Source organism: Kitasatospora sp. NPDC059803 (assembly GCF_042732255.1).
Lineage (GTDB): Bacteria > Actinomycetota > Actinomycetes > Streptomycetales > Streptomycetaceae > Kitasatospora.
On sequence record NZ_JBHWIJ010000289.1, the window covers coordinates 1 to 10,975 of the forward strand.

The 10,975-nt window shown below is 72.5% G+C and carries 12 protein-coding genes; 11 read left to right on the forward strand and 1 reads right to left on the reverse strand.

Annotated features, from left to right (window positions below):
• Window positions 1-3: 3 nt before the first annotated feature.
• Window positions 4-1,296, reverse strand: coding sequence for a YihY/virulence factor BrkB family protein (locus ACFV6I_RS32245; RefSeq protein WP_380429144.1), 1,293 nt, complete (start codon window positions 1,294-1,296; stop codon window positions 4-6).
• A gap of 178 nt (window positions 1,297-1,474) precedes the next feature.
• Between ACFV6I_RS32245 and ACFV6I_RS32250 the strand changes: the two genes are divergently transcribed.
• From ACFV6I_RS32250 to ACFV6I_RS32300, 11 genes are all read left to right on the forward strand, one after another.
• Window positions 1,475-1,558 carry a putative leader peptide gene (locus tag ACFV6I_RS32250; RefSeq protein WP_347878562.1) on the forward strand — a complete coding sequence of 28 codons (84 nt, stop codon included), beginning with the start codon at window positions 1,475-1,477 and terminating at the stop codon, window positions 1,556-1,558.
• A 199-nt stretch (window positions 1,559-1,757) separates the two neighbouring features.
• Window positions 1,758-3,482 (forward strand): nitrite/sulfite reductase, encoded by a 1,725-nt coding sequence (locus ACFV6I_RS32255; protein ID WP_380429147.1) that lies wholly within the window; start codon window positions 1,758-1,760, stop codon window positions 3,480-3,482.
• Window positions 3,479-3,736 carry a hypothetical protein gene (locus ACFV6I_RS32260; protein WP_380429162.1) on the forward strand — a complete coding sequence of 86 codons (258 nt, stop codon included), beginning with the start codon at window positions 3,479-3,481 and terminating at the stop codon, window positions 3,734-3,736. Before ACFV6I_RS32255 ends, ACFV6I_RS32260 begins: the two co-directional genes overlap by 4 nt.
• Window positions 3,717-4,418 carry a phosphoadenylyl-sulfate reductase gene (locus ACFV6I_RS32265; RefSeq protein ID WP_363368686.1) on the forward strand — a complete coding sequence of 234 codons (702 nt, stop codon included), beginning with the start codon at window positions 3,717-3,719 and terminating at the stop codon, window positions 4,416-4,418. Before ACFV6I_RS32260 ends, ACFV6I_RS32265 begins: the two co-directional genes overlap by 20 nt.
• A 34-nt stretch (window positions 4,419-4,452) precedes the next feature.
• Window positions 4,453-5,049 carry an adenylyl-sulfate kinase gene (cysC, locus tag ACFV6I_RS32270; protein ID WP_380429150.1) on the forward strand — a complete coding sequence of 199 codons (597 nt, stop codon included), beginning with the start codon at window positions 4,453-4,455 and terminating at the stop codon, window positions 5,047-5,049.
• Window positions 5,046-5,987, forward strand: a complete 942-nt coding sequence (gene cysD, locus ACFV6I_RS32275; protein ID WP_063347098.1) for a sulfate adenylyltransferase subunit CysD — start codon at window positions 5,046-5,048, stop codon at window positions 5,985-5,987. Before cysC ends, cysD begins: the two co-directional genes overlap by 4 nt.
• Before the next feature lie 2 nt (window positions 5,988-5,989).
• Entirely contained in the window at window positions 5,990-7,309 is a 1,320-nt protein-coding gene (locus ACFV6I_RS32280) for a sulfate adenylyltransferase subunit 1 (RefSeq protein ID WP_380429153.1), read from the forward strand.
• Between the two features lie 195 nt (window positions 7,310-7,504).
• The gene (locus ACFV6I_RS32285) at window positions 7,505-8,692 is read left to right on the forward strand and encodes an aliphatic sulfonate ABC transporter substrate-binding protein (RefSeq protein ID WP_063351024.1); all 1,188 of its coding nucleotides are present in this window, start codon (window positions 7,505-7,507) and stop codon (window positions 8,690-8,692) included.
• Between the two features lie 173 nt (window positions 8,693-8,865).
• Window positions 8,866-9,669 (forward strand): ABC transporter ATP-binding protein, encoded by an 804-nt coding sequence (locus tag ACFV6I_RS32290; RefSeq protein WP_380429156.1) that lies wholly within the window; start codon window positions 8,866-8,868, stop codon window positions 9,667-9,669.
• Complete coding sequence (locus tag ACFV6I_RS32295) at window positions 9,656-10,576, forward strand: ABC transporter permease (protein ID WP_380337848.1); 921 nt, start codon at window positions 9,656-9,658, stop codon at window positions 10,574-10,576. Before ACFV6I_RS32290 ends, ACFV6I_RS32295 begins: the two co-directional genes overlap by 14 nt.
• An 11-nt stretch (window positions 10,577-10,587) precedes the next feature.
• Window positions 10,588-10,975, forward strand: a 388-nt coding sequence (locus ACFV6I_RS32300) for a sirohydrochlorin chelatase (protein ID WP_380429159.1), incomplete at its 3' end; no start/stop codon positions are given.

Genomic DNA, 10,975 nt, shown 5'->3' on the forward strand with positions numbered 1-10,975 from the left:
GCGCTAATGCTGCTCCCACGGCGGCCGGGGCGGGTAGTCGGGCGCCCGCCGCTCCGGCTGCTGCCCCGCCGGCCGGTAGATGTCCGGCGGGGGCGTCCCCGGGCGGTGGTGGGGCCCGCCGCGGGCGGTGAGGCGGCCGCGGACGTTGTCGGCGGCCAGGACGTCGGCCCAGCGTTCCGGGTACTCGGAGGGGACGTCGACGTCGTCGCCGTCCTCCTCGCCCCACTCCTCCTCGGCGCCTTCGGCGAGGCCGAGTTCGCGGGCGCGCCGGGCCCGTTCGGCGGCGCGCCGGGCGGCGACCTCGCGGACCACGGCGGCGGCGGCCTCCTCCTGGGCGCGCTCGTTCTCGGCGCGGGCGTCGGCGGTCTCCAGGGTGGGCCAGCGGCGGTCTATGGCGGCGTTCATGGCGGCGCCGATGAGGACGGCCAGGGCGACCACGAAGATCCACAGCAGTACGGCCACCGGCGCGGCCAGCGAGCCGTACACCGAGGGGACCTCGACCGAGCTGACCAGGTAGATCCGCAGGGCGACGCTGCAGACGACCAGCACCACCAGGGCGACCAGGGCGCCGGGGACGTCCTCGCGCCAGGGAGTGGAGACGGGGACGGCCAGGTGGTAGAGGGTGGTGAGGGAGACGATCAGCAGCACGATGGCGACCGGCCAGTAGGCGGCGCCGACCAGTCCGGCGACGCCGGGCACGGCGTTCTCGATGAGTCCGGGTCCGGCCATCAGCAGCGGCAGCACCAGGGAGCTGATGACGAGGGCGCCGAAGTAGAGGCCGAGGGACATCAGCCGGGTCTTGACGATGCCCCGCTTGCCGTCGAGCCCGTACATGACGGTGATGGTGTCGATGAAGATGTAGAGCGCTCTGGAGCCGGACCACAGCGACAGCAGGAAGCCGATCGAGACGAGGTCGGGCCGGGAATGGGCGAAGACCTGGTCCAGCAGCGGCACCACGACCTCTTTGACGGACGAGTCCGACAGGACCGTCCCGGAGGCCGAGACGATGTCGTGCTTGAGCCGGTCGATGGTGCCGGCCCCGAGGAACTCGTCGAGGTAGCCGAGGGTGCCGGCCAGGCCGAGGAGCAGCGGCGGGATCGACAGCAGGGTGAAGAAGGCCGCCTCCGCGGCGAGTCCGGTGACCCGGTACTCGACGCAGGTGTTGGTGGTGTCCTTGACCAGCTCCCACGCCGTACGGCGCCAGGCGGCCTGTTTGGCCGCGCGTCGGGAGCCCTTGCCCCGGCGCCGGGAGGGCCGTTCGGGGTTCGGTCTGCTCGTCTCGCCTGCTGCTTGCACGGGTCTAACGGTATCGGGCCGGGGCCGCGCGGTTGATCTCCCCCGGGGTACGGGCGCGTGGACGGGCGCCGGGGCGGGGAGCGGCGGGAATCCCCGACTGTCTCACATAACGAAACATCAGCGTCCACCATCCGGATGTTAGTGGACCGCAAGTCCCGCGCCGTGCCAATCTCTTGCCATGCCGAGCGCCGGAACCACCCTAGTTGGTCGACTCCACGTCGATCTCCTTCGCGTGTCCAGCGCCATCTGTCCGGCGATCTGAGCCCACCCCGCCGCATCACCGCACCCGGGCGCCACCCACCTCGCAGTCCCCGCTGGAGCGGACGCGCGGGCGCCCGGCCGGCCACGGTCACTGCTCTCCCCGGCCCTGGGAATACCCGCAGGTCACAGCAGCACCGCACCGCCGCGCACCCCCAGCGACCCACCCGGCGTCAGAGCCATCTGCCCCGAAGGACTTCACCATGGCCACCACCCCCGAGACCGCCGAGCCCACGGCCGACCGCGCCGCCGCGCGACGCCCCGCCGCGCCTCGCAAGGTGACCCGTCACCGCGGCGAGGGCCAGTGGGGCATGGGCCACTTCACCCCCCTGAACGCCAACGAGCAGTTCAAGAAGGACGACGACGGTCTCAACGTACGGACACGTATTGAGACGATCTACGCGCACCGGGGCTTCGACTCGATCGACCCCGCCGACCTGCGCGGCCGGATGCGCTGGTGGGGCCTGTACACCCAGCGCAAGGAGGGCATCGACGGCGGCAAGACCGCGATCCTGGAGCCGCACGAGCTCGACGCCGAGTACTTCATGCTGCGCGTGCGGGTCGACGGCGGCCGGCTGACCGTCGCCCAGCTGAAGGCGATCGCCGAGGTCTCCGAGCAGTACGCCCGCAACACCGCCGACCTGACCGACCGCCAGAACGTCCAGTACCACTGGATCCGGATCGAGGACGTCCCGACGATCTGGCAGAAGCTGGAGGCCGTCGGCCTGTCCACCACCGAGGCCTGCGGCGACACCCCGCGCGTCATCCTCGGCTCCCCGGTGGCCGGCATCGCCGAGGACGAGATCATCGACGGCACCCCCGCCATCGAGGAGATCCAGCGGCGCTTCATCGGCAACAAGGACTTCTCCAACCTGCCGCGCAAGTTCAAGTCCGCCGTCTCCGGCTCCCCGCTGCTGGACGTCGCGCACGAGATCAACGACGTCGCCTTCGTCGGCGTGGTCCACCCCGAGCACGGCCCCGGCTTCGACCTGTGGGTCGGCGGCGGGCTGTCCACCAACCCCAAGCTGGGCGTGCGCCTGGGCGCCTGGGTCCCGCTGGACGAGGTCGCCGACGTCTACGGCGGCGTCATCGGCATCTTCCGCGACTACGGCTACCGCCGGCTGCGCAACCGCGCCCGGCTGAAGTTCCTGGTCGCCGACTGGGGCGTGGAGAAGTTCCGCCAGGTACTGGAGGACGAGTACCTCGCGTACCGGCTGGTCGACGGCCCCGCCCCGCAGGAGCCCAGCGGCCGCTGGCGCGACCACGTCGGCGTCCACCGGCAGAAGGACGGCCGGTACTACATCGGCTTCGCGCCGCGCGTCGGCCGGGTCGACGGCCGGCTGCTCGGCCAGATCGCCGACCTCGCCGCCGCGCACGGCAGCGACCGGCTGCGCACCACCGCCGAACAGAAGATGCTGGTCCTCGACATCGCCGAGGACCAGGTCGACTCGGTGGTGGCCGGCCTGGAAGCGCTGGACCTGCGGGTCACCCCGTCGCCGTTCCGCCGCGGCACCATGGCCTGCACCGGCATCGAGTACTGCAAGCTCGCCATCGTCGAGACCAAGGAGCGCGGCCGCACGCTCATCGACGAGCTGGAGAAGCGCCTGCCGGACTTCGCCGAGCCGCTGACCATCAACATCAACGGCTGCCCGAACGCCTGCGCCCGCATCCAGGTCGCCGACATCGGCCTCAAGGGCCAGCTCGTCCCGGACGGCAACGGCGAGCAGGTCGAGGGCTACCAGGTGCACCTGGGCGGCGCGCTCGGCCTGGAGGCCGGGTTCGGCCGCAAGGTCCGCGGCCTCAAGGTCACCAAGGACGACCTGCCCGACTACGTCGAGCGCGTCCTGACCCGCTACCAGGCCGACCGCACCGAGGGCGAGCGCTTCGCCCAGTGGGCGGCCCGGGCCGGCGAGGAGCAGCTGTCGTGAGCGAGCGTGCCGCACCGTTCTTCTGCCCGTACTGCGGGGACGAGGACCTGCGCCCCTCCGAGGTCGGACACGGCGCCTGGGAGTGCCACGGGTGCCGCCGCGCCTTCCAGCTGAAGTTCCTCGGCCTGCTGTCCCCGACCGCCTCGGCCCCGACCGCCCCGACCGCCTCGAACGCCTCGAACGCGGCCATCATGACTGCGACCAACTCGACTGCGACCGACGGGGGTTCGTCCGGTGACCAGCGCGACGACTGACTACGAGGAGATAGCCGTCCGGGCCGGCCGCGAGCTGGAGGAGGCGACGCCCCAGGAGATCCTGGCCTGGGCCGCCGACACCTTCGGCCGCCGCTTCTGCGTCACCTCCTCGATGGAGGACGCGGTCGTCGCCCACCTCGCCTCCTCGGTGTTCCCCGGCGTGGACGTGGTGTTCCTGGACACCGGCTACCACTTCCCGGAGACCATCGGCACCCGGGACGCGGTGGCCGCGACCATGCCGGTCAACGTCATCACCCTCAGGCCGCTGCGCACCGTGGCCGAGCAGGACGCCGAGCACGGGCCGCACCTGCACGACCGCGACCCGGACCTGTGCTGCTCGCTGCGCAAGGTCGAGCCGCTCAACCGCGGCCTCGGCGGCTACGACGCCTGGGCGACGGGGCTGCGCCGCGACGAGTCCCCGAGCCGGGCGGACACCCCGGTGGTGTCCTGGGACGCCCGGCGCCGCAAGGTCAAGATCGCCCCGATCGCCCGGTGGACGCAGGAGGACGTGGACGCCTACGTCGCCGCCCACGGGGTGCTGCTCAACCCGCTGCTGTGGGAGGGCTACACCTCGATCGGCTGCTCGCCGCTGTCCTGCACCCGCAAGCCCGCCGAGGGCGAGGACGCCCGGGCCGGGCGCTGGTCCGGCTCCGGCAAGACCGAGTGCGGCATCCACCTCTGACCCACCCCCCACTACCGACGAAGGACTTGAGACTGTGACAGCTCACACCCGGGCCGCCGACGGAGCCGCGGAGGCGGCCCCCGCGGCCGCCCCCTGCGAGCGCGGCGCCACCGTGTGGCTGACCGGGCTGCCGAGCGCGGGCAAGACCACGCTCGCCTTCGCGCTGGCCGGACGGCTGCGCGCCGAGGGCCACCGGGTCGAGGTCCTGGACGGCGACGAGGTCCGCGAGTTCCTCTCCAAGGGCCTCGGCTTCACCCGCGAGGACCGGCACACCAACGTGACCCGGATCGGCTTCGTCGCCGAGAAGCTCGCCGCCCACGGCGTCAAGGTGCTCGCCCCGGTGATCGCCCCGTTCGCCGACTCGCGCGCCGCGGTGCGCGAGCGGCACGCGGCGGCCGGCACCGAGTTCCTGGAGGTCCACGTCGCCACCCCGGTCGAGCTGTGCGCCGAACGCGACGTCAAGGGCCTGTACGCCAAGCAGGCCGCCGGCGAGCTGGCCGGCCTCACCGGCGTGGACGACCCGTACGAGGCGCCGCAGAAGCCGGAGCTGCGGATCCAGACGCAGGGCCGCGCGGTCGCCGAGTCCGCCGCCGAGCTGCACGCCTTCCTGACCGAGAGGGGTCTCGCATGACCACCGCGACCGACGGCCCGGTCCGCACCCACGAAGACACCCCCTTCGCGCTGTCCCACCTGGACGCGCTGGAGGCCGAGTCGGTGCACGTCTTCCGCGAGGTCGCGGGGGAGTTCGAGCGCCCGGTGATCCTGTTCTCGGGCGGCAAGGACTCCATCGTCATGCTGCACCTGGCGCTCAAGGCCTTCCACCCGGCCGCCGTGCCGTTCTCGCTGCTGCACGTCGACACCGGGCACAACTTCCCCGAGGTGATCGCCTACCGCGACCGCGTCGTGGCCGAGCACGGCCTGCGCCTGCACGTCGCCCACGTCCAGGACTTCATCGACGACGGCCGGCTGCGCGAGCGCCCGGACGGCACCCGCAACCCGCTGCAGACCGTCCCGCTGCTCGACGCCATCGAGACGAACCGCTTCGACGCGGTGTTCGGCGGCGGGCGCCGCGACGAGGAGAAGGCCCGTGCCAAGGAGCGGGTGTTCTCCCTGCGCGACGAGTTCGGCGCCTGGGACCCTCGCCGCCAGCGCCCCGAGCTGTGGTCGCTGTACAACGGCCGGCACGCCGTCGGCGAGCACGTGCGCGTCTTCCCGCTGTCCAACTGGACCGAGCTGGACGTCTGGCAGTACATCGAGCGCGAGGGCATCGACCTCCCGGAGATCTACTACGCCCACGAGCGGGACGTCTTCGCCCGCGCCGGCATGTGGCTGACCGCCGGCGCGTGGGGCGGCCCCAAGGAGAACGAGCCCGTCCAGCGGCGGCTGATCCGCTACCGCACCGTCGGCGACATGTCCTGCACCGGCGCCGTCGACTCGGACGCCACCGACATCCAGGCCGTGATCGCCGAGATCGCCGCCAGCCGCCTCACCGAGCGCGGCGCGACGCGGGCCGACGACAAGCTGTCCGAGGCCGCGATGGAAGACCGCAAGCGCGAGGGGTACTTCTAACGATGACCAGCACCACCCAGGAAGCCACCGCCACGTCGCTGCTGCGCTTCGCCACCGCCGGATCCGTCGACGACGGCAAGTCCACCCTGGTCGGCCGCCTGCTGCACGACTCCAAGTCCGTGCTCGCCGACCAGCTGGAGGCCGTCGAACGCGCCTCCCTGAACCGCGGCCAGGACGCGCCCGACCTCGCGCTGCTCACCGACGGCCTGCGCGCCGAGCGCGAGCAGGGCATCACCATCGACGTGGCCTACCGCTACTTCGCCACCCCCCGGCGGCGGTTCATCCTCGCCGACACCCCCGGGCACGTGCAGTACACCCGCAACATGGTGACCGGCGCCTCCACCGCCGAACTGGCCGTGGTGCTGGTCGACGCCCGCAACGGCGTCGTCGAGCAGACCCGCCGGCACGCCGCCGTCGCCGCGCTGCTGCGGGTGCCGCACGTGGTGCTGGCCGTCAACAAGATGGACCTGGTCGACTACGCCGAGCCCGTCTTCGCCGCCATCGCCGAGGAGTTCACCGCCTACGCCGCCTCGCTCGGCGTGGGCGACGTGGTGGCCGTGCCGATCTCGGCCCTCGCCGGGGACAACGTCGTCGAGCCGTCCGCGCACATGGACTGGTACGGCGGCCCGACCTTGCTGGAGCACCTGGAGACCGTCCCGGTCGGCAGCGACCCGGACGCCGCTCCGGCCCGCTTCCCCGTCCAGTACGTGATCCGCCCGCAGAGCGAGGAGCACCCCGACTACCGCGGCTACGCCGGGCAGTTGGCCTCCGGCGTGCTGCGGGTCGGCGACCCGGTGACGGTGCTGCCCTCGGGCCACACCACCACTGTCGCCGGGATCGACGCGCTCGGCCGCGAGACGGACCTCGCCTGGGCGCCCCAGTCGATCACCGTCCGGCTCGCCGACGACCTCGACGTCTCCCGCGGCGACCTGATCGCGGCCGGCGTGATCCCCGCGCCCACCAGGGACATCGAGGCCACCGTCAGCCACCTCAACGAGCGCCCGCTGCGCGCCGGGGACAAGGTCCTGCTCAAGCACACCACCCGCACCGTGCGCGCGCTGGTCAAGGACATCACCTACCGCATCGACATCGACACCCTCGAACAGCGCTCCGGCGCCCAGGGGTTGAACGTCAACGACCTCGGCCACGTGGTGCTGCGCACCGCCGAGCCGCTGGCCCTCGACGCCTACTGCGACAACCGCCGCACCGGCTCGTTCCTGCTGATCGACCCGGCCGACGGCACCACCCTCACCGCCGGCATGGCGGGCGAGGCCTTCGCGACCGTACGCGCCACCGAACCCGCTGAGGAGGACTGGGTCTGATGCCCAGCGAGGCGTTCTCGGACATGGACAAGGAAGGCGGCCGCATCGGCAGCGGCGTCCTCGGCAGCGGCCAGGGCGGCCTGACCCGATGTGCGGGCCGACAGCGCTGAGTTGCGACCCCCGGCCGCCCCGACGGGCGACCGCCACGTCCCCGAGACCGCCTCCCGACGGTCCGTCGATGAACAGGACTTCACCATGGCACCGAACCTGGCCCCCTCGCATACCCATGCCCGCCCCAACGCCGGCCGGATCAGACGCTCCGCGGTGGCCGCCGTGGCCGGCCTGACCGCCGTGACCCTGCTGTCGGCGTGCAGCTACGGCTCCAAGGCGGACGACAAGAAGGCGGGCGCCGACTCCGCCGCCAGTTCGGCCGGCGCCTCCGGCGCGAAGCTGTCCGCGGACACCGTGAAGATCGGCTACTTCGCGAACCTGACCCACGGCACCGCCCTGGTCGGCCTCCAGGAGGGGCTGTTCCAGAAGGAGTTGGGCGCCACCCAGATCAAGACCCAGGTCTTCAACGCGGGCCCGTCCGAGATCGAGGCGCTCAACGCCGGCTCCATCGACATCGGCTGGATCGGCCCCTCCCCCGCGATCAACGGCTACACCAAGTCCGACGGCCAGTCCCTGAAGATCATCGGCGGCTCGGCCTCCGGCGGGGTCAAGCTGGTGGTCAACCCGGACAAGATCTCCTCGCTGGACGACCTCAAGGGCAAGAAGATCGCCACCCCGCAGCTGGGCAACACCCAGGACGTGGCGCTGCTCAACTACCTGGCGGGCAAGGGCTTCAAGGTCGACGCGGCGTCCGGCGCCGGCGACGTCTCGGTGGTGCGCACCGACAACAAGGTCACCCCCGACGCCTACCGGCAGGGCTCCATCGACGGCGCCTGGGTGCCCGAGCCCACCGCCTCCAAGCTGGTCACCCTCGGCGCGAAGGTCCTGCTCAACGAGAAGGACGTCTGGCCGGACAAGAAGTTCGTGATCACCAACATCATCGTCTCGCAGAAGTTCCTCAAGGAGCACCCGGACGTGGTGGAGGCCGTGCTGCGCGGCTCGGTGAACACCAACGCCTTCATCAAGGCCAACCCGGACAAGGCCAAGGCCGACGCCAACGAGGCGATCAAGAAGGAGGCCGGCAACGCGCTGGAGCCGGCCATCCTCGACCCCGCCTGGGCCGACATCGACTTCCTCGACGACCCGCTGGCGAACACCCTCCAGGCCGAGGCCGACCACGCCGTCACCGCCGGGCTCCTCAAGCTGCCCAAATCAAGTTCCGCTGGCGCGGGGGCCAACCTGAACGGCATCTACGACCTCACCCTGCTCAACAAGGTGCTCGCGGCCAAGGGCCAGGGCCCCGTGGCGGACGCCGGACTCGGCGCCAAGTAGCGCCACCCGGCGCCGAACAGCACCGCGCGGCGCCGAGTCCGCCCCGACTCCGCGGTCCGGACCCCCGCCCACCCGGTCGATCCGCGATCGATGCCCACCGGGACGGGCGGGGCCGGGCCCCGGCCCCCGCTCCGCCAGCCCTCAGCCAGACCACTCACGCAGGAGGTGTCCGGATGACCCCGGCACTGACCACCTCGGCGGACGCCGCCGGCGCCGGCGCCGGCGGCGCCGCACCCGCCGTCCGGATCTCGCACGTGCACAAGTCCTTCGGCCGCCCGGGCGCGCAGACCCACGTCCTGGACGACATCACCCTCGACGTCGCGCCCGGCGAGTTCGTCACCCTGCTCGGCGCCTCGGGCTGTGGCAAGTCCACCCTGCTCAACCTGGTCGCCGGCCTCGACCAGCCCACCGCCGGCGCCATCGAGGTGCCGGGCGGCCGGCCCGCGCTGATGTTCCAGGAGCACGCCCTGTTCCCCTGGCTCACCGCCGGCCGCAACATCGAACTCGCCCTCAAGCTGGCCGGCGTCCCCCGCGCCGAGCGCCGCGCCGAAGCCGAGCGCCTGCTCGAACTCGTCCGCCTCAAGGGCTCGTACGGCAAGCGCGTGCACGAGCTGTCCGGCGGCATGCGCCAGCGCGTCGCGATGGCCCGCGCGCTGGCCCAGGGCAGCCAGGTGCTGCTGATGGACGAGCCGTTCGCCGCGCTCGACGCCATCACCCGCGACGTGCTGCACGACGAGATCACCCGGATCTGGGCCGAGCGGCAGCTGTCCGTCCTGTTCGTCACCCACAACGTGCGCGAGGCCGTGCGCCTGGCCCAGCGCGTCGTCCTGCTCTCCTCCCGCCCCGGCCGGGTCGCCCGCGAGTGGCGGATCGACCTGCCGCAGCCGCGCCGCATCGAATCCGCCGGCGTCGCCGACCTGTCCATCGAGATCACCGAAGAACTGCGTGGGGAGATCCGTCGCCATGGCCAGCACTGACAGCACCCCGGTCCTGGAGAAGGCCGACAAGACCGACAAGGCCGCCGCCACGGACACCGCCGGTGTCGGCGCCGGCCTGGACGCCCTCGACGCCGTCTCCGCCCAGCGCGGCTCGCTCGGCCAGGCACTGCGGACCAAGGCCCTGCCGCCGCTGATCGGCGTCCTCGTGGTGCTCGCCCTGTGGCAGGGGGCGTACAGCCTGCACCTCACCTCCGCCTACAAGCTGCCCAGCCCGACCGACGTGTGGCACTCCGCCCAGGACCTCTGGTACCAGGGCACGCTGTTCTCGATCATCTGGACCAGCGTCTGGCGCGGCCTGTCCGGCTTCCTGCTCGCCGTCGTCATCGGCACCCCGATCGGGCTGGTCGTCGCCCGCGTCCGGCCGGTGCGCACCGCCATCGGCACGGTCCTCCAGGGCCTCCAGTCGCTGCCCTCGGTCGCCTGGGTGCCGGCCGCGGTCATCTGGCTCGGCATCAACGACCGGATGATGTACGCGGTCATCCTGCTCGGCGCCGTCCCCTCCATCGCCAACGGCCTGATCGCCGGCATCGACCAGGTGCCGCCGCTGTTCCTGCGCGCCGGACGCACCATCGGCGCCACCGGCCTCACCGGCGCCCGGCACGTCCTCATCCCCGCCGCGCTGCCCGGCTACCTGGCCGGCCTCAAGCAGGGCTGGGCGTTCTCCTGGCGCTCCCTGATGGCCGCCGAACTCGTCGCCTCCTCCCCCGACCTCGGCCGGGGCCTGGGCCGGTTCCTGGAGGACCAGCGCGAGTTCTCCGACATGTCCGGGGTGCTGCTCGGCATCATCCTGATCCTGTTCGTCGGCATCGCCATCGAACTGCTCGTCTTCACCCCGGTCGAACGCCGGGTGCTGCGCAACCGCGGCCTGCTGGCCGCCGCCAAGTAAGGCCGACGCCGATGCCCGCCCTCCTGCTGATCGCCCACGGCAGCCGCGACCCGCGGCACGCCGCGACCGTGGCCGCACTGGTCCAGGAGGTGCGGGCGCTGCGCCCCGGGCTGGACGTCGCCACCGCCTACCTGGACCACTGCGCGCCGCGCATCCCGCAGGTCGTCGGGCGGCTCGACGACGCGGTGGCCGTCCCGCTGCTGCTCAACCGGGCCTACCACGCCAAGCACGACATCCCGGCCGCCCTCCGCGCCGCCGGCTCCGCCATCCCGGTCGCCGACGTCCTCGGGCCGTCCCCGCTGCTCCTCGACGCCCTCGACCGGCGCCTCGCCGAGACCGGACTCGACGTCACCGACCCGGCCGTCCGCGCCCGCACCGGCGTCGTCCTCGCCGCCGCAC